At 65.5% G+C, this 19171-nt stretch carries 16 protein-coding genes; 12 read left to right on the forward strand and 4 right to left on the reverse strand.

What is annotated here, in order from left to right; translation table 11 throughout:
• Window positions 1-98 precede the first annotated feature (98 nt).
• The 5 genes from M8744_RS02885 (at window position 99) to phoB (ending at window position 5021) form a co-directional block, all read left to right on the forward strand.
• On the forward strand, window positions 99-1283 hold the full coding sequence (locus M8744_RS02885; protein ID WP_251409098.1) for a trans-sulfuration enzyme family protein: 1185 nt from the start codon (window positions 99-101) through the stop codon (window positions 1281-1283).
• Window positions 1280-2347: an ATP-binding protein gene (locus M8744_RS02890; protein WP_251409101.1), complete on the forward strand. Its 1068-nt coding sequence runs from the start codon at window positions 1280-1282 to the stop codon at window positions 2345-2347. Before M8744_RS02885 ends, M8744_RS02890 begins: the two co-directional genes overlap by 4 nt.
• Before the next feature lie 442 nt (window positions 2348-2789).
• Window positions 2790-3590 (forward strand): phosphate ABC transporter ATP-binding protein PstB, encoded by an 801-nt coding sequence (gene pstB / locus M8744_RS02895; RefSeq protein ID WP_251409104.1) that lies wholly within the window; start codon window positions 2790-2792, stop codon window positions 3588-3590.
• Between the two features lie 13 nt (window positions 3591-3603).
• The gene (gene phoU / locus M8744_RS02900; protein WP_251409108.1) at window positions 3604-4329 is read left to right on the forward strand and encodes a phosphate signaling complex protein PhoU; all 726 of its coding nucleotides are present in this window, start codon (window positions 3604-3606) and stop codon (window positions 4327-4329) included.
• Window positions 4330-4331: 2 nt separating this feature from the next.
• Window positions 4332-5021, forward strand: a complete 690-nt coding sequence (gene phoB, locus M8744_RS02905) for a phosphate regulon transcriptional regulator PhoB (protein WP_251409113.1) — start codon at window positions 4332-4334, stop codon at window positions 5019-5021.
• A 117-nt stretch (window positions 5022-5138) separates the two neighbouring features.
• Here phoB and M8744_RS02910 read toward each other — a convergent pair whose 3' ends face one another.
• A complete protein-coding gene (locus M8744_RS02910; protein ID WP_251409116.1) occupies window positions 5139-6050 on the reverse strand; it encodes a LysR substrate-binding domain-containing protein in 912 nt (303 codons plus the stop codon).
• Window positions 6051-6154: 104 nt separating this feature from the next.
• Here M8744_RS02910 and M8744_RS02915 point away from each other — a divergent pair, with 104 nt between their 5' ends.
• The 3 genes from M8744_RS02915 (at window position 6155) to M8744_RS02925 (ending at window position 11062) form a co-directional block, all read left to right on the forward strand.
• Window positions 6155-7378 carry an acyl-CoA dehydrogenase gene (locus M8744_RS02915; protein ID WP_251409119.1) on the forward strand — a complete coding sequence of 408 codons (1224 nt, stop codon included), beginning with the start codon at window positions 6155-6157 and terminating at the stop codon, window positions 7376-7378.
• Between the two features lie 238 nt (window positions 7379-7616).
• Window positions 7617-9806, forward strand: a complete 2190-nt coding sequence (locus M8744_RS02920; protein ID WP_251409122.1) for a dehydrogenase E1 component subunit alpha/beta — start codon at window positions 7617-7619, stop codon at window positions 9804-9806.
• Window positions 9803-11062: an NAD(P)/FAD-dependent oxidoreductase gene (locus tag M8744_RS02925; RefSeq protein WP_251409125.1), complete on the forward strand. Its 1260-nt coding sequence runs from the start codon at window positions 9803-9805 to the stop codon at window positions 11060-11062. The genes M8744_RS02920 and M8744_RS02925 overlap by 4 nt, the downstream gene beginning before the upstream one ends.
• Before the next feature lie 32 nt (window positions 11063-11094).
• Here the strand turns inward: M8744_RS02925 and M8744_RS02930 are convergent, their stop codons facing one another.
• From M8744_RS02930 to M8744_RS02940, 3 genes are read right to left on the reverse strand one after another with little or no spacing between them, the layout of a single operon-like run.
• Window positions 11095-11571, reverse strand: coding sequence for a CinA family protein (locus tag M8744_RS02930; protein ID WP_251409128.1), 477 nt, complete (start codon window positions 11569-11571; stop codon window positions 11095-11097).
• Window positions 11568-12065, reverse strand: a complete 498-nt coding sequence (locus M8744_RS02935) for a phosphatidylglycerophosphatase A family protein (protein ID WP_251409131.1) — start codon at window positions 12063-12065, stop codon at window positions 11568-11570. The genes M8744_RS02930 and M8744_RS02935 overlap by 4 nt, the downstream gene beginning before the upstream one ends.
• The gene (locus M8744_RS02940; RefSeq protein WP_251409134.1) at window positions 12062-13195 is read right to left on the reverse strand and encodes a bifunctional 2-C-methyl-D-erythritol 4-phosphate cytidylyltransferase/2-C-methyl-D-erythritol 2,4-cyclodiphosphate synthase; all 1134 of its coding nucleotides are present in this window, start codon (window positions 13193-13195) and stop codon (window positions 12062-12064) included. Before M8744_RS02940 ends, M8744_RS02935 begins: the two co-directional genes overlap by 4 nt.
• A 182-nt stretch (window positions 13196-13377) precedes the next feature.
• On the opposite strand from M8744_RS02940, the gene dusB reads away from it, so the two are divergent.
• The 4 genes from dusB (at window position 13378) to M8744_RS02960 (ending at window position 19167) form a co-directional block, all read left to right on the forward strand.
• Window positions 13378-14358 (forward strand): tRNA dihydrouridine synthase DusB, encoded by a 981-nt coding sequence (dusB, locus tag M8744_RS02945; protein ID WP_251409137.1) that lies wholly within the window; start codon window positions 13378-13380, stop codon window positions 14356-14358.
• Entirely contained in the window at window positions 14355-15437 is a 1083-nt protein-coding gene (locus M8744_RS02950; protein WP_251409140.1) for a two-component system sensor histidine kinase NtrB, read from the forward strand. Before dusB ends, M8744_RS02950 begins: the two co-directional genes overlap by 4 nt.
• Entirely contained in the window at window positions 15437-16816 is a 1380-nt protein-coding gene (locus M8744_RS02955; protein ID WP_251409143.1) for a response regulator, read from the forward strand. Before M8744_RS02950 ends, M8744_RS02955 begins: the two co-directional genes overlap by 1 nt.
• Before the next feature lie 167 nt (window positions 16817-16983).
• A complete protein-coding gene (locus M8744_RS02960) occupies window positions 16984-19167 on the forward strand; it encodes a sensor histidine kinase NtrY-like (protein ID WP_251409146.1) in 2184 nt (727 codons plus the stop codon).
• Window positions 19168-19171 lie beyond the last annotated feature (4 nt).

A 19171-nucleotide genomic window follows, 5' to 3' on the forward strand; every position in this document is an offset into this window, starting at 1 on the left:
GCGGCGGCGCGCGTGCAGGCGGTGCTTTCGGCGCGCGCTTTTTGGCAAGATGAACATCTGGGGCAGGGCCATTGGGCAGACCTGCCGGAAAGGTTGAAATGAACAAGGACAAACGCACTCTGATCCGGCCCGAGGGTTTGCCGGAAAGCGCAAGCTGGCCGGTGGTGACGCCGATCATGCCGTCGGTGGTGTATGCCTCGGAAACGCCCGACGCGCTGGATGACCAGTACGAGGGCCGCACCGCGGGCTATACCTACGCGCGCGAGGGCCACCCCAATGCAGACCTGCTGGCGCGTCGCATCGACACGATGGAAGACGCCAAGGGTGGCATCGTTCTGGGGTCGGGCATGGCGGCGGTGACCGCCGTGATGCTTGGCCTGTTGAAGGCCGGCGATCACGTGGTGGGCGGCGACCAGCTTTACGGGCGTTCGCTGCGATTGATGGGGCAGGATCTGCCGCGCATGGGCGTTGCGACCACCCTGGCCGATCCGACCGATGCGCAGGCCATCGCGGCGGCGATCCGCCCCGAGACCCGCATGATCCTGGTCGAACTGGTGTCGAACCCGACCCTGCGGGTGGCCGACATGGCCGGTATCGCCGCCGTGGCACGCGACAAGGGCGTGCTGCTGGTGGTGGACAACACCTTTACCACGCCGCGCGCGTTCAAGCCCTTTGCACACGGGGCGGATATCGTGATCCATTCGGTCACCAAGTTGCTGGCCGGACATTCCGACGTGACGCTGGGCTACGCCGTGGCGCGCGACCCGCAACTGCAAAAGGCGATCTACGATTTCGCGGTCACCACCGGCATGACGCCCAGCCCGTTCGATTGCTGGCTGGCCGAGCGCGGGCTGGCGACCTTCGACCTGCGCTTTGACCGGGCCGAAGCGACCGCCGTCACGCTGGCCGATCACCTTGCGGGGCTGCCGGGCGTGCGGCGCGTGCTTTACCCGATGCGGTCCGATCATCCCGATGCGGCGCGGGCGCAGGCGATCCTGGGCAATCGCGGCTGCAACATGGTGTCGTTCGAACTGGAGGGCGGCCGCGCGGCGGCCAATGCCTTTGCCCGTGCGGCCGAGGGCATTTCCTTTGCGCCGACGCTGGGCGATGTGGGCACCACGCTGTCGCATCCGGCCTCAAGCTCGCACCGGGCGCTGACGCCCGAAGGCCGCGCCGCGCTGGGGATCGGCGAGGGGTTTTTTCGCGTTTCGGTCGGGCTGGAAGAGCCCGTGGCGCTGTGCGCTCAGTTCACGCAGGCGGTTTCCGCCGCGCGGGGCGCATGAGCGCGGCCGATCAGATTGCCGCTGCCGTGCCGCACGCGGCGGTGCTGGTCTCGGAAGATGACCGGATCCTTGCGGCCAACGCGCTCTCGGCGCCGCTTTTCGGGGCGGATATTGCCGGGCGGCATCTGATCACCGTGATTCGTCAGCCTTCGGTTCTGGATGCGATCGAGGGGTGCCGCCACAGCCGCCTACCGCAGGAAACACGATACCTGACCAATGACGGGCAGCACGATACCACCTATCGCGTGCGCTGCGCGCATCTGGACCTGGCCGAGCTGCGCGGCGTGCTGGCCGTGTTCGAAGACACCACCGATATGCAGCAGGCAGACCAGATGCGCCGTGATTTCGTGGCCAATGTCAGTCATGAATTGCGCACGCCCCTGACAGCGCTTTCGGGGTTCATCGAAACCTTGCAGGGGCCAGCGCGCGATGACCCGGCCGCGCGCGACCGGTTCCTGGGCATCATGGGGCGCGAGGCCGACCGGATGAACCGGCTGGTCAAGGATCTGCTGTCGCTGAGCCATGTCGAGGCGCAGGAACGCATGCGGCCCAACGACCCGGTGGACCTTGCTGACCTGCTGCGCGCAACCCGGCGGTCTCTGACGCAACTGGCCGAACGTAACGAGGTCATCTTTGACGAGGCCTTGCCCGAAGAACCGGTGATCATCAGTGGCGATCCCGACCAGCTGCGCCAGGTGTTCACGAACCTGATCGAGAACGCGATCAAGTATGGCGGGCGGGGCTGTACCGTTGGCTTGTCAGTCGATGGGCCGGCACCGGGCCTTGGTCTGCGTGGCGACGCGGTCCGCGCCACGGTTTCCGACGATGGCCCGGGCATCGAGACGCTGCATATCCCGCGCCTGACCGAACGGTTCTACCGTGTCGACAGCCACCGCTCGCGCGAGATGGGGGGCACCGGGCTGGGGCTGGCCATCGTCAAGCATATCATCAACCGGCACAGGGGGCGGATGCGCATTGACAGCGCGCCGGGGCAAGGCAGCCGGTTTTCCGTCATCCTGCCATATGACAGTGGCCGATCCGGCCGATCCGGCCCGCCCGCCTGAACGCCGGGGGCGGCCCCGGCGGTGCATCGTCTTCGGTGCCGATTCCATGACAACGGCGCGCCGATACCCGCGCTTTGGCCGGGCCTTGCAGGAATAGGTCGCGATACGAGCGTGCATTTGTCAGAGCCCGCCTTGGTTTATGATTTGAAAACAGAACTTTAAAAAGTTTTCCCCACGCTCCGCCCGGTTGTCATCAAACTGTAACACTCTTGTCACAAAAGCACAGCAGGCCCGGCCTATTATCGCGGCCAGCATCATCGTGGGGTGATCGGGTGGCCCCAGAGCAAGAGCAGTCCATGCCCCGGAAATAGATCGCGCCCGCCGGTTTCATGACTTGGCGGGCGCGCGGGCCCAAATGCAAGCGCCCGGGCTTTCGCAAGGGGCGCGCGCTGTGCCGTCGTTTCGATCGGTGTTGGAAATCGGGTAGGATCAAGGATAAGCCATGTATGACGCGCCGCACATCACGGAGAACAAAGTGTCCAGCAACGATATCAAGTTCGACTGCAACGATTGCCAAGTCTTTTACGGTGACACCCACGCCATCAAGGATGTCAGCGTGGCCATCGAGGACAAGACGGTTACGGCATTCATCGGCCCCTCGGGCTGTGGCAAGTCGACCTTCCTGCGCTGCCTGAACCGGATGAACGACACGATCGGCACGGCCCGCGTCGAGGGGTCGTTCCTGCTGGATGGGCAGGACATCTACGACAAGCGTATCGACCCTGTGCAACTGCGCGCCAAGGTGGGCATGGTGTTCCAGAAACCCAATCCCTTTCCCAAGTCGATCTATGACAACATCGCCTATGGGCCGCGCATCCACGGGTTGGCCCGCAACAAGGCCGAGCTTGACGATATCGTGGAACGCGCGTTGCACCGCGGTGCCATCTGGGACGAGGTCAAGGACCGCTTGGACGAGCCGGGCACGGGCCTGTCGGGTGGCCAGCAGCAGCGCCTGTGCATTGCGCGCGCCATCGCGACCGAGCCCGAGGTGCTGCTGATGGACGAGCCTTGCAGCGCGCTCGACCCGATCGCGACGGCCCTGGTCGAGGAATTGATCGACGAATTGCGGCAAAGCTATTCGGTGGTGATCGTCACCCACTCGATGCAGCAGGCCGCGCGCGTCAGCCAGAAAACCGCGTTCTTCCACCTGGGCAACCTGGTGGAATACGGCGACACCAGCCAGATCTTCACCAATCCCGAAGATCCGCGCACCGAAAGCTATATCACCGGCCGGATCGGCTGAAGGGGCATTGCAGATGCACGACAAGCAGGACCATATCTTCTCGGCGTTCGATCGCGACCTCGAAGCGATCCAGGCCCAGATCATGAAGATGGGCGGGTTGGTCGAGGATGCGATTCTCGATGGCGCGCGCTCGCTTGAAGACCGTGACGAGGAATTGGCCGAAAAGGTCCGCAAGGGCGACAGCGCTATCGATGCGCTCGAAGAGGCCATCAACGAAGAGGCCGCGCGCGTCATCGCGCTGCGTGCGCCGACGGCGGTCGATCTGCGCGTGGTGTTGAGCGTGATGAAGATCAGTGCCAACCTCGAACGGATCGGCGACTACGCCAAGAACATGGCCAAGCGCACCGGTGTGCTGGTGCAGATGCCGCCCATCAACGGCGCCCATGCCGCGCTGCGGCGCATGGCGCGCGAGGTGCAGCTGATGCTGAAGGATGCGCTGGATGCCTATATCCAGCGCGACGCCGAGCTGGCGCGTGACGTGATCGAGCGCGACGAGGACGTGGACCAGATGTATAACGCGCTGTTCCGAGAGTTCCTGACCTTCATGATGGAAGACCCGCGCAACATCACCGCTTGCATGCATCTTCATTTCATCGCCAAGAACACCGAGCGGATGGGCGACCATGTAACCTCGATCGCCGAGCAGACCGTTTACCTTGTCACCGGTGAACTGCCCGAGGATATCCGGCCAAAGGCCGACGCCACGTCGCAAGACGCAACCGGGCCGCAGGGGCAGTGACGATGAGTGCAGACCAGCCCACTGTCCTGCTTGTCGAGGATGAACCGGCCCAACGCGAGGTGCTGTCTTATAACCTGGAGGCCGAGGGGTTCCGGGTTGCCTGCGCCGATAACGGCGAGGATGCGCTGCTGCTGGTCGAAGAAGAACAGCCCGATGTCATCGTGCTGGACTGGATGATGCCGAACCTGTCGGGGATCGAGGTGTGCCGGCGCCTGAAAATGCGCTCGCAAACACGCAGCGTGCCGATCATCATGCTATCGGCCCGATCAGAAGAGGTTGACCGGGTGCGCGGGCTGGAAACCGGCGCCGATGATTACGTGGTCAAACCCTATTCCATCGTCGAGCTCATGGCGCGGGTGCGCGCGCAGCTGCGTCGTGCGCGTCCCGCGGCCGCGGGGTTGCGGCTGGAATTCGACGATATCGTGCTGGATGCCGAAACCCACCGCGTCACCCGCGCGGGCGCGCCGCTCAAACTTGGCCCGACCGAGTTCCGCTTGTTGTCGACCTTCATGGAAAAACCGGGCCGGGTCTGGTCGCGCGACCAGTTGCTGGACCGGGTTTGGGGGCGGGATATCTATGTCGATACACGAACGGTCGACGTGCATATCGGGCGGTTGCGCAAGGCGTTGACGGCGCATGGCGGGGCCGACCCGCTGCGCACGGTGCGCGGCACAGGCTACGCGCTGGGATAAGCGGGTTTGCAAAGGTCGCGCCTGAGCCGTCGGTGCGCGGCGTTGCCAGGTCTGGGCCGTTCCGGGCCAATCGGGCCTTGTTGGGGGGCCTTGCTACATGAATGGGCGGGCTGCGCGTCAGCGTGGCAGGGAATCCCCATCCTCGGCCTGCGTGGCCATCCAGTCGCGAAACGCGATCAGCGCGGCGCTGGCCGGGCGTGCCCTGGGCCAGATCAGGTGGTAGGCGCCCGCACTTTCCACCGCGTTGCCCCATGCCGCGACCAGGCGCCCTGTGGCCAGGTCCTGTTCGGCCAGGTAATCGGGCAACAACGCCACGCCCAGCCCGTGCAAGGCGGCCTGCGTGATCGTGTTGAACTGGTCATAGACCATGCCGGATTGGCCCCGCGCCGTTACGCCGTGACGGGCCAGCCACTCGCCCCAGGCGTCGGGGCGGGTCTGGATATGCAAGAGCGGCAGCGACAGGATGTCCTGGGCTGCCTGTAGTTCCTGCTCGTCCAGCAGGCTCGGCGCGCAGACCGCGATCACGCTTTCGGTGCGTAACCGCAGCGCATGGCAGGCCGGGGGCGGGGTAGGCCCGAAAAAGATGGCCGCATCATAGCGTTCGTTGTCGAAATTCACCGCCGTCAGGCAGGTGGACAGGTTCACCGTCACCTCCGGGTGGCGGCGCGTGAATTCGGGCAAGCGGGGTACCAGCCAGCGCATCCCGAAGGTCGGGAGAATGGCCAGGCTGACGGTGCCGACGCCGGTTGGCGTTGTATGCAGGTGCAGGCCCGCCTCGGCGATCTGCTGGAGCGCGCTGCGCACCTTTCCGACATATTCACTGGCCGCCGGGGTCAACTGCATCCGGCGCCCGCTGCGCCGGACCAGGGGCACGCCCAGCTGCTCTTCGAGCGCCTGCAACTGCCGGCTGACAGCGCTTTGCGTCAGGTTCAGCTCGGCCGCGGCGGCGGTGGCGCTGCCCAGCCGGTCGAGCGATTCAAGCGCGCGCAGCGCGGAAACCGAGGGCAAATAGCGACGCGGTGCCAGCATGTATTCCTAAACCTCATGCAAAGATGCGGAAAACGCGGTATTCATGCCCCGCGTGGCATGGTAATACAAGGAAAATGCATGATTACCGCGAATAGGAGACCGCCATGCTGGATGATAAACCCGCCCTGCGCGCCAAGGACATGCCCGATCTGGGCGCTTTCGACTGGGAAGACCCCTTTCTGCTGGAGGACCAGCTGACCGAGGACGAGCGCATGGTGCGCGACAGCGCCCGCAGCTATTGCCAGGAAAAACTGCAGCCGCGCGTGCTGGAGGCATTCCAGGAGGAAAAGACCGATCCGGCGATCTTTACCGAGATGGGCGAGATGGGCCTGCTGGGCACGACCATCCCCGAGGAATATGGCGGCATCGGCGCCGGCTACGTGACCTATGGCCTTGTCGCACGCGAAGTCGAGCGCGTGGATTCGGGCTATCGCAGCATGATGTCGGTGCAATCGTCGCTGGTGATGTACCCCATCTATGCCTATGGCAGCGAAGAGCAGCGCCGGAAATACCTGCCCAAGCTGGCCAGCGGTGAATGGATCGGCTGTTTCGGCCTGACCGAACCGGACGCGGGCAGCGACCCTGCCGGCATGAAGACCCGCGCGGTGAAAACCGATGGCGGCTATGTGCTGACCGGCAGCAAGATGTGGATCTCGAACTCGCCCATCGCGGATGTGTTCGTGGTCTGGGCCAAGTCCGAGGCGCATGGCGGCAAGATCCGCGGTTTCGTGCTGGAAAAGGGCATGAAGGGCCTGAGCGCGCCGAAGATCGAGAAAAAGATGAGCCTGCGGGCCTCGGTCACCGGCGAAATCGTGATGGACAATGTCGAGGTGGGTGAAGATGCGCTCTTGCCGCATGTCGAGGGGCTGAAGGGCCCGTTCGGCTGCCTCAACCGCGCGCGCTATGGCATTTCCTGGGGCGTGATGGGGGCGGCCGAGTTCTGCTGGCACGCCGCGCGGCAGTATGGCCTTGACCGGCACCAGTTCAAGCGCCCGCTGGCGCAGACCCAGCTCTTCCAGAAAAAGCTGGCCGACATGCAGACCGAGATCGCCCTGGGCCTGCAGGCCAGCCTTCGGGTGGGACGCCTGATGGACGAGGCCAAGGCCGCGCCCGAGATGATCTCGATCGTCAAGCGCAACAACTGCGGCAAGGCGCTGGACGTGGCACGCCAGTCGCGTGACATGCATGGCGGCAACGGGATCAGCCTGGAATTCGGCGTGATCCGCCACGCGGTGAACCTGGAAACGGTCAACACCTACGAAGGCACCCATGACGTGCACGCCCTGATCCTCGGCCGTGCGCAGACGGGCTTGCAGGCGTTTTTCTGATCTTGCGTGACTTGGTGGAAGGCCGTCCCGTTTCGGGGCGGCCTTTTTCTATGCGAATGAGCTGGCCCCCCCCCGACCAGGCAAACGGTAGGCCGGGCTTCAGTCCGGCCATCCCGCCCGAATATGCACGCCTTCCGCGGTTCGTGTGCAGAACCGCAGAGCATTTTTTCCCGCGCTGTCTTGGCAAGCCCACCCGGCCGGGCGTATCACGAGACAACGGGAAAAGAGGGGGAGCGGAATGGATCCGGCAACGCGTGTGCACGAGGCTTTTCTTGCGCGGGTAGGGGCGGGCAATATGCCCCCCGTGTCCGGGCGCGCGGCGGCGGCCGACCTGTCTGGCGGCGACCTGTTGGCGCTGTTTCGCGCGCAGGTGGCCAGCCGCCAGCTTGATCGCATGGCGCGGGTGCTGCAATCGCGGGGCCAGGGGTTTTATACCATCGGCTCGTCCGGGCACGAGGGCAACGCCGCCATCGCCCAGGCCCTGCGCGTGACCGACCCGGCCTTTCTGCATTACCGCGACGCCGCTTTTCAGATTGCGCGCGCGGGCCAGATGCCGGGGCAGACGCCGCTTTGGGACATGTTGCTGAGTTTCACCGCCGCCTCAGACGACCCCACCAGTGGTGGGCGGCACAAGGTTCTGGGCTCGAAGGCTTTGAACATCCCGCCGCAGACCTCGACCATTGCCAGCCACCTGCCAAAGGCGATGGGCGCGGCCTTCGCCGTGGGCATGAGCCGCCGGATGCCGCTCGAGGCACCGGAATGGCCGGCGGATTCGGTGGTGATGTGTTCTTTTGGCGATGCATCGCTGAACCATTCCACCGCGCAGGGGGCGCTTAACACGGCCGGGTGGACGACCTACCAGGGCACGCCGCTGCCGCTGTTGTTCGTGTGCGAAGACAATGGTATCGGCATCTCGGTCAAAACGCCGAAGGGCTGGGTTGGCGACAGTCTGCGCACGCGCGCGGGGCTGGAGTATTTCGCCTGTGACGGGCTGGATATCGTCGACACCTACAAAACCGCGCGGCAGGCGGCCGACTGGGTGCGCAAACGGCGCAAGCCCGCCGTGCTGCACATGAGCTGCGTGCGCCTTTACGGTCATGCCGGCGCCGATGTCGAGGCCAGTTACCGCCCCAAGGGCGAAATCGCGGAGCAAGAGGCGAACGACCCGCTGATTCATACCGCCGCGCGGTTGATGGCCGAGGGCGTGGCCGATGGCGCGGACGTGCTGAAGATATACCACGACATCTGGCACGAGGTGGAGTCGCTTGCCGAAAAGGCGGCGGCCCGGCCCAAGCTGCAAACGGCCGATGACGTGATGGCCTCGCTCGTTCCGCCGGCGCGCGAACTGCCGCGTTTGAACGGCCCGTCCGTCCAGGTACGCGAGCAGATGTTCGGCCCGGCCGACCTGCGCGCGCTGGACGAGCCGCAGCCGATGAACAAGCTGCTGAACCTTGGCCTGGCCGACCTGATGCTGGCCACGCCCGGGCTGGTGATGGCGGGCGAGGATATCGGCAAGAAAGGCGGCGTTTACGGCATCACCAAGGGGTTGCAGGCGCGGTTCGGGCCGGGTCGGGTGATCGACTCGTTGCTGGATGAACAATCCATTCTCGGGTTGGCGATCGGCATGGGGCAGCAGGGGTACATCCCTATGCCGGAGATCCAGTTCCTGGCCTATCTGCACAACGCCCAGGACCAGATCCGGGGCGAGGCGGCGACGCTGCCGTTTTTCAGCAATGGCCAATACGCCAACCCGATGGTGCTGCGCATTGCGGGGCTTGGCTATCAAAAGGGGTTTGGCGGACATTTCCACAACGACAACTCGCTGGCCGTGCTACGTGACATTCCGGGGGTGATGATCGGCTGCCCCAGCACCGGGGCCGACGCGGTGGCGATGCATCGTGCCGCCGTGCGCCTGGCGCGTGAACAGGCCCGTGTGGTGGTGATGGTGGAGCCCATCGCGCTTTATCCCATGCGTGACCTGCACGAAAAAGACGATGGCGGCTGGTTGACGCGGTATCCCGATGCCGGCGTCGAGATCGCGCCCGGTCATCTGGGCATGCACGGGCAGGGGACCGACCTGGCTATCGTGACCTATGGCAACGGGCATTACCTGTCGCGGCAGGCGCAGGCGCGGCTGGCGGCGGATGGCATCGACGCGCGGGTGATCGACCTGCGCTGGCTGGCCCCGCTTGATCCGGCGGCGATCATGGCCGCGGTGGAGGGCTGTGACCGGGTGTTGATCGTCGATGAATGCCGCCGCACCGGCAGCCAGTCCGAGGCGCTGATGGCGCTGATGGTGGAACATGGCCGGCCTGATGCCCGCCGGCTCAGTGCCGAGGATTGTTTCATTGCCACCGGCCCGGCCTACGCCGCCACGCTGCCGTCGGCCGATGGCATCGTGACGGCCGCAAGGGATTTGTGCGCATGAATGGCATCCTCTGGGCGGCCAGTTGCACCGAAGAGGTGCCTGCCACGCGGTTGAGCGGCGAGCATGGTGCCGACCTGGTGGTGATCGGCGGCGGTTTCACCGGATGCGCCGCCGCGTTGGAGGCGGCGGGGCAGGGCGCGCGGGTGATCGTGCTGGAGGCTGAAACCGTAGGGCATGGTGGCTCGGGGCGGAACGTGGGGCTGGTCAATGCCGGGCTGTGGCTGCCACCCGACCAGGTCGAGGCCAAGATGGGCGCCGAGGCGGGGCAGAGGCTGAACGCCGCGTTGGCCGATGGCCCGGCACAGGTCTGGGAAATGGTCGACCGCCATGCCATCGCCTGCGAGGCGACCCGCGCAGGCACGCTGCATTGCGCGCATACGCCGAAAGCCATGTCAGAGTTGCAGGCCCGCCACCGCCAGCAGGCGGCCCGGCGCGCCCCCGTGGCCTTGCTGGACGCGCCCGAGGCGCGCGGCAGGCTGGGCAGCGACCGTATTCATGGTGCGCTGCATGATGCACGCGCGGGCACGGTGCAGCCCATGGGGTATGTCCGTGGCCTGGCGCGGGCGGCGGCCGGGCTGGGGGCGCAGATCGTTCAGGGTGCGCCGGTCACCGCCATGGCCCGCGATGGCGACGGGTGGCGGGTTGATGTGCCGGGGGCAAGGGTGCGCGCGGGTGCGCTTTTGTTGGCCACCAACGCCTATCACCGGCCAACGCAGGGCGCGCGGCTACCGCCGATGACGCCGGTCAATTTCTTTCAGCTTGCCACCGTGCCTTTGTCGTCGAACGCGGCGGGCAGCATATTGCCCGGGGGCGAGGGGGCATGGGATACCGGGTTGATCATGACATCCTACCGCAAGGATGCGGCGGGCCGGTTGATCCTTGGTGCAATGGGCAAGCCCGATGCCGTGGGGCTGCACCGCTCCTGGGCGGCGCGCGCGCTTGCGCGTCTCTTCCCGCAGGCCGCCGGGGCGGGGCTGGAATATTTCTGGTCGGGCCGGATTGCCATGACGGGGGACAAGATCCCGAAAATCCAGCGGTTGGGGCCGGGCGGCTACGCCGTGTTCGGCTATTCGGGGCGGGGCATTGCGCCCGGAACGGTAATGGGGCGGGCCTGCGCGCGGGCGTTGCTGACCGGCGATGAAAGCGGCTTGCCACTTGCCCCGGTCGACCGGCATGACGAAAGCTGGACTGTTCTGCGGGGCCTGTATTTCGAGGCCGGCGCGCGGTTGCTGCATGGGCTGGGCGCCCGGATCTGATCAGCCGGGCGACGCGGGGTACGGCGGCGGCGCTAGGCCCCGCCCGCTGCGTTCAACAGCAGGCGCAGCGCGTGATCGCGCGCGGCCGCGCGCACCTCGGCCCGGCCGCGGGCGCCGAACTCGATTGTTTCAACGCGGCTTTCACCGCCCTTGAGCGCCAGTCCGAAACAGACCCGGCCCTCGGGCTTGTGCTCGGAGCCGCCTGGCCCGGCGATGCCGGTGAGCGCAACGGCCACATGCGCGGCCGACCGCGCCAGCGCGCCCTGTGCCATTTCGCCGGCCACGTCTTCGCTGACAGCGCCGTGGCACTCCAGCGTGGCGGGCGAGACGCCCAGCATCTGGATCTTGGCGTCATTAGTATAGGTGACAAAGCCCCGCTCGTACACGGCAGAGGAGCCTGCCACATCGGTCAGCGCCGCGCCCACCATGCCGCCGGTGCAGGATTCGGCGGTGGCGATCATCCAGCCGCGCGCGGTATAGGCCGCAAGTATTTCGCGTGGCAGGCTCATCCCATCACCCCGTGAAACGCACCGGCCGCGATCATCGTGGCAATTCCCGCGAACAGCCCCGCCCAAAGATCATCGAGCATCACGCCGGGTGCATCATGCCGGCGATCGGCGCGGCCGATCACCCAGGGCTTCCAGATGTCGAACAGGCGAAAGAAGAAAAATGCCGCGACCCAGCCGGGATAGGGGAAATGCCAGTTGTCCAGTCCCATCAGCCAAAAGCCCAGCGATGGAAACAGCAAGGCAACCCATTGCCCGGCCACCTCGTCGATCACGATTTCGGACGGGTCCTGGCCGGGCTTGTCGGCCAGCTCGACCTCGCAGGCCCAAAACCCCCAGCCAATCGCCGCGAGCGTCGCCGCAAGCAGCAACGGAAACGACCCGATCCCGTGGATCACAAGCCCCAGCGCCACCGCCACGGCAGAGCCCCAAGTGCCGGGTGCGGGCCGCAACAGCCCCGCGCCGAAGAATGTGGAAACCAGCCGCGACGCGCTCATGACGCCACCAGCGTGGCCGTGGCGATGGCGGCGATGCCTTCCTCGCGGCCGGTAAAGCCCAGCCTTTCCGACGTGGTCGCCTTGACCGAGATGCGCGCGACCGCGATCCCGGTGATGCTGGCCAGGGCGGCCTGCATCGCGGCGGCATGTGGGCGGATCTTGGGGTGTTCACAGACCAGCGTGCAGTCGATATTACCGATGCCAAAGCCCATGTTGCGCGCCAGGTCGACCGCGTTGCGCAGGAAAATCTGGCTTTCCACACCTTTCCATTGCGGATCGGAAGGGGGGAAATGCCGCCCGATATCGCCCTGTGCCAGCGCGCCATAAATCGCGTCGGTAATTGCGTGCATGCCAACATCTGCATCCGAATGGCCCTGCAAGGCGCGGTCATGCGGCACCTTTACCCCGCACAACACAACGTGGTCGCCGGGGCCGAACCTGTGCACGTCATAGCCGTTGCCCAGCCGAATGTCGGGTGCCTGCATCTGCTGTCCTTTCAGTATCGCGGCCGCGCGGTCGAAATCCTGCGGTCGGGTGATCTTGATATTGTCGTCCGAGCCGTCGGTGATCGCAACCGTGATGCCGGCTGCGCGGGCCACTTCGACATCATCGGCCGCACCGCCGGTATGGGCGCGGTGGGCGGCCAGGATTGCGCCGAAATGGAAGCCCTGCGGCGTCTGGGCCCGAAACAGCCCGTCGCGCGGTTGCGTGCCGGTCACCGTCGCGGCGCCCCGCCACAGCGCATCGGTAACGGCCAGGCCGGGAGCGGCGCCGGCATGGGTGTCCAGCATGTCCAGCACCGCGTCGATAACCTGTGCGGTCACGCAAGCACGCGCCACGTCATGGATCAGAACGCGGGTCACGCCACGCGCCTCCAACGCCTCCAGCCCCGCGCGCACCGAGGCGTCGCGCGTTGCACCGCCCGGCACGGTTTCCACGCCATCGGGCACGCGGCTGACATCGTCGGGGTGGATCACCATCACGACATGGTCGATGCGCGGATGGCCGGTGAACGCCGCCAGCGTCCAGTCGGCAACGCGGCGGCCTGCCACGACCTGCCATTGCTTGGGCAGGTCGCCCCCGGCGCGGGTGCCGCGCCCGGCCGCAACGATCAGGGCTGCGATGCTCATATCGGCGCACTCCTTTTGGCCTGAATATGATGTGACGGGGCCAAGGGCAATAAAGCAGATGGGCCGGGAAGTGCGCCCAAAAAACAGGCGTTTGCAGGCGAATGACATAAAAAGTGGCGCTGTTTTGTTGTGACTTGGTGCCGGTTGCGCTAGCCAAGGCCAAGTGCACAAGGTTTAGGCACATGACACTGACCCTCGATAATCGCCCCATCGACCCGCCCGTGCTGCTGGCGCCGCTTGCGGGAATCACCGACCTGCCCTTCCGCGATCTGGTGTCGCGGTTCGGGGCGGGGCTGGTGGTCAGCGAAATGGTTGCCAGCCAGGAAGTGGTCGAGGCCAAGAAGAGCGTGCGCGACCGTGCCGAGCTGGGATTCGGCGTCGAGAATACCTCGGTTCAGCTTGCGGGGCGCGATCCGCACTGGATGGCCGAAGCCGCCCGCATGGTCGAGGCCAGCGGCGCGCGGGTGATCGACATCAACATGGGCTGCCCCGCGAAAAAGGTTGTTGGCGGTCTGTCGGGCTCGGCGCTGATGCGCGACCTCGACCACGCGCTGCGCCTGATCGAGGCGGTGGCGGGCGCCGTTGCGGTGCCGGTGACGCTGAAAACCCGGCTTGGCTGGGACGATGCCAGCCAGAACGCGCCGGAGCTGGCCCGCCGGGCCGAGGGCGCGGGGGTGCGGATGGTGGTGATCCACGGGCGCACGCGGTGCCAGTTCTACAAGGGGGCCGCCGATTGGGCACGCATCCGCGCGGTGAAACGGGCGGTGTCGATTCCGGTGATCGCCAATGGCGATATCATTGATGCGCAGACCGCGCGCCAGGCGTTGGCGCAATCCGGGGCGGATGGCGTGATGATCGGTCGCGGTGCGCAGGGGCGCCCCTGGGCGCTTGCGCAAGTCGCGCATGAACTGGGCTATGAACCGGCGCCCGACATTCCACGAGGAAATGACCTTATAGACATGATTTCAAATCATTACGAAGCGATGTTGATGTTTTACGGGCGCGAGCTTGGGCTGCGGGTCGCGCGCAAGCATCTTGGCTGGTACATGGATGAACTGGGCAGCGACGCGCAGCTTCGCCGCCGCATCCTGACCAGCCGCGACCCGGGCGAGGTTCTGGCGCTGCTGCCCCGCGCGGCTTGCAACGAGCGGTGCGCGGCATGAGCCCGGCCATACAGAACGCCTTGTGGAATTCGTTGCCCGTACCCGGGCTGTTGGTCGATTCCGACGACAGGATCGCCGACCTCAACCCGGCGGGCGAAGGGTTTTTCAACGCCTCTGCCAAGGCGTTGATCGGGCAACCCGTCTGGGACAAGCTGGCGATTGACGCGCCCTTGGAAGAGGCGTTTGCCCGCGCCCGCAAGGATGGCACGCCGCTCTTCGTCAACGATGTCGACGTGGGCACGGGCGAGCGCGCGCCGCTGCAATGCAACCTGCAGATCGCGCCGCTTCAGGGTCATGAGGGGCATATGCTGTTCCTGATTGCGCCGCGCGAGCTGGCCGGGCGCATGACGCAAAGCAACTCGGTCAAATCGGCGGCGAAATCGGCCATCGGCATGGCCGAGATGTTGGCCCATGAAATCAAGAACCCGCTGGCCGGGATCACTGGCGCGGCCCAGCTTCTGAGCATGAGCCTTGGGCCGGATGACCTTGAATTGACAGACCTTATCGTCAGTGAAAGCCGCCGCATCGTTGGCCTGCTGGAACAGGTCGAGCAATTTGGCAACCTGTCGGCCCCGGTGCGCCGGGCGGTCAATCTGCACGATGTGCTTGACCGGGCGCGGCGCTCGGCTTTGCTGGGGTTCGGCGCGCATATGAGGATTGTCGAGCAGTTCGACCCCTCGCTGCCCTTGGCACATGCCGATGCCGACCAGTTGCTGCAAGTGGTGCTGAACCTGTTGAAAAACGCGTCCGAAGCCGCCGGCAAAGAGGGTGGCACCATCACCCTGCACACCTATTTCGAACATTCCTTCCGCCTGCGCCGCAGCGATGGCTCGGGTCATTCCCTGCCGTTGCAGATCGAGGTTATCGACGACGGCCCGGGCCTGCCCGAAGATATCCGCGGCGACATCTTCGACCCTTTCGTGTCGGGCCGCGAAAACGGCACCGGGCTGGGGCTGGCGCTGGTCAGCAAGATCATCAGCGACCATGGCGGCTGGATTTCGGTGAACTCCGTGCCCGGGCACACGGTGTTCCGCATCTCGTTGCCACGCGCCCCGAAAAATGAAGAGGAGACAATCTGATGGATGGCACCGTTCTTGTTGCCGATGACGACCGAACGATCCGCACGGTGCTGACCCAGGCATTGACGCGCGCCGGCTGCAAGGTGCATGCCACCAGTTCGCTGACCACGCTGATGCGTTGGGTGGGCGAGGGTAAGGGCGACGTGGTGATCTCGGACGTGATGATGCCCGATGGCAACGGGCTGGAGATGCTGCCCAAGATCGCCGAGGACCGCCCCGGCCTGCCGGTGATTGTCATTTCGGCGCAAAACACGATCATGACGGCGATCCAGGCCGCCGAGGCCGAAGCCTATGATTACCTGCCAAAGCCCTTCGACCTGCCAGACCTGATGAAACGCACCGCCCGCGCGCTCGAGGCGCGGCGACGCAGCGCCCCGGCCCGCCCGGCCGAGGCCGACGAGGCCGCCGAACGCCCCGATGACCTGCCGCTGGTGGGCCGCACCGCGGCCATGCAGGCCCTGTATCGACTGGTCGCGCGGGTGATGAATACCGACCTGCCGGTTCTGATCACCGGCGAATCCGGCACCGGCAAGTCGCTGATTGCCCGCGCGATCCACGATTTTTCCGACCGCCGCACATTGCCTTTCGTCACGGTCGCGGCCGCCGATCTTGCTGATATCGAAGGGCCATCGCGGCTTTTGGCGCGGGTCAAGGGCGGCACGCTGCTGTTCGACGAGCTGGGCGACCTGGATGCCGATGCGCAGGGCCGCATCGTGCGCATGATGGACACACCCGGCGACCATGTGCCGCGCTTCATGGCCACCAGCCAGGCCAACCTGAACACCGCGATGGAGCAGGGACGGATGCGCCAGGATCTGTTCTATCGTATCGGCGGGGCCGCGCTGCATTTGCCCAGCCTGCGCGAGCGGGTCGATGACATTCCGTTGCTGTGCGACCATTTCCTGGCTCGGGCCGAGCGTGACACCGGGGTGATGCGCCGGGTTTCGGACGAAGCGCTTGAGCTGATGCGCGCCTATAGCTGGCCGGGCAACGTGCGCCAGCTTGAGAACGCGGTGCGCCGCCTTGTTCTGACTGGCCGCGCCGAAGAAATCAGCCGCGCCGAGGTCGAGGCCGTTCTGGGCAGCCAGCCCGAGGTCGAGCCGGTGTTGTCGGGCGGCGGCGAGGCGGACAACCTGTCGGTCAGCATCGAGCGCCATCTGCGCCGCTATTTCGACCTGCATGGCAACATGCTGCCGCCCCCCGGTCTCTACGCGCGGATCCTGCGCCAGATGGAAGAACCGCTGATCGAGATCGCGCTGGAGGCGACGGGCGGCAACCAGGCAAAATGCGCCGATCTGCTGGGCATCAACCGGAACACGCTGAGAAAGAAGATCACTGATCTGGATATTTCCGTGACACGCCGCCGCAAGTTGATGTAAAACCGCAACATATGCGTGATATTCGAGCCTCAGCCTTGGTGTTGCGCGCAATATATTGTGGTTAGGCGCCGGTAGGGCGCCGTAAATCGGGGGCGTGCGTGACCACCAGGACACGGCACAAAAGGGCAACCTGGGACCGTCTGTTGCGTCTCAGGCGGCTTCGCAGGGTGCAGAACGGCCTGACGCTGGGCCTGGTTCTGCTTGGCCCGCTGTTGGCATTGGCGACATTCCTGGTACTTGGCCCGTTCGACGAGGGGGCCTCGTCGCTTTCGCTGCGCCTGGTTTTGATGGCAGACCTTGTCTACGTGCTGCTTTTGGCGGCACTGGTGCTGCAAAGGGTCGTTTCGCTGGTGGCCGCGCGGCGGGCTCATTCCGAAGGGTCGCGCCTGCATTTGCGCCTGACCGGGGCCTTTGCGCTGATGGCGCTTTTGCCGACCATCACGATCGCGATCTTTGCGATGCTGACGATCAATATCGGGCTTGAGACATGGTTTTCCGAACGGGTGCGCCAGGTTGTCGGCGCCTCGCTGGCGGCGGCACAATCCTATGACGAGGAAGAACGGCGCGACTTGCGCGATGACGCGCTTTTGCTGGCGGGTTTCATCACCGATCAGCAACGGCTTACGGGCTTTACCTCGGATGGCAATCTGCGCGTGGTGCTGACCGAGGGGCAAAGCCGCATCCAGCGCGGCCTGAAAGAGGCCTACGTGATCGACGGTGAGGGCACGATACAGGCCCGTGGCCAACGTTCTTACCTGTTCGATTTCGAAATGCCACCGCCCGACGCGATGCAAACCGCCAACGAACAGGGTGTGGCGCTGATCCCCGATTGGCCGAACAACGAGTTCCGGGCACTGGTGCCCTTGCGCGGCCTTGCCGACAGATACCTTTATATCAGCCGCACGGTCGATGGCGACCTGTTGGCGCTGCTGGACGAAACCCAGGAAACCGCGCGGTTCTACCAGCAGCAGGAGACCGAGCGCGGGCGCCAGCTTTTCGATTTCGCGCTGCTTTACCTGGGTTTCGCGGTGCTGCTGATCCTGGCGGCGGTTCTCTTGGGGCTGTGGTTCGCCGAGCGGCTCAGCCGGCCGGTCGGGCGGCTGACAGGCGCCGCGCAGCGCGTGGGCGAGGGCGACCTTGATGTGCAGGTGGTCGAGGAAGACGGTGATGACGAGATCGCCATGCTGGGCCGTTACTTCAACCAGATGACCCGGCAGCTCAAGGGGCAGCGGGCCGCGCTGCTTGAAAACACCCGCCAGATCGAGCGGCGGCGCCGCCTTTTCGATTCCGTGCTCAGCTCGGTTACGTCGGGGGTGGTGGGCGTTGACACCAAAGGGCGCGTGACCTTCGTCAACCGTTCGGCCGAACGCCTGCTCGACTGGCAGGAAGAGCAGCAATCGCTGGCGTTGACCGTGGCGGTGCCAGAGTTCGGGCCGCTGTTCGAAAAGGTAAAGGCGGGGCTTGCGGAAACCGTGCAGGAAGAGGTCAAGGTTAGCCGCGGCGGACAGCTTGAAAACCTGCTGGTGCGGGTTTCGACCCGGCGCAACGCAGATGGCAAGCGCGAGGGGTTCGTGGTGGCCTTCGACGATGTGACCAACCTGGTCGCCGCGCAGCGCATGGCGGCCTGGGGTGACGTGGCGCGGCGTATCGCGCACGAGATCAAGAACCCCCTGACACCGATCCGCCTGTCGGCCGAGCGTATCCAGCGCAGCTTTGCCGACAAGCTGGAACCGAAGGCCGCCGAAAAGGTGACGGACCTGACCGGGCGCATCGTGCGCCAGACCGAGGATTTGCGGCGCATCGTCGATGAATTCTCGAAATTTGCACGTATGCCCGAACCTGTGCGCAAGCCCGAGGACCTGTGCACGCTGGTGCGCGGCGTGGTGCTGATGCAAGAGGCCGGGCAACCCGATGTGCGCCTTGTCGCGGATTTGCCCGATGCCGAGATTCCGGCCGAGCTGGATGCCACCATGATCGGGCAGGCCCTGACCAACCTGATCAAGAACGCGGGCGAGGCCACGCAATCGCTGCGCGCAAAGGGCGCGCCCGATGACTATGCCCCTGAGATCCGCGTCACGCTCAGCCGTGGCGGCGACGAGGCCGAGATACGGATCATGGATAACGGTATCGGCCTGCCCGAAGACCGCGCACGGTTGTTCGAGCCCTATGTCACCACCCGTGAAGAGGGTACCGGACTGGGGCTGCCAATCGTCAAGAAAATCATTGAAGAACACGGCGGCACCCTGGTGCTGGACGATGCGCCCGCGTTCGCCGCGGGCGCGCATCGCGGCGCGATGGCGGTAATTCGATTGCCCCTGACATGGCCCGCTGAAACCGACGTTGCAGTATGAGGAT

The organism is Lutimaribacter degradans, from assembly GCF_023703375.1.
Lineage (GTDB): Bacteria > Pseudomonadota > Alphaproteobacteria > Rhodobacterales > Rhodobacteraceae > Lutimaribacter > Lutimaribacter degradans.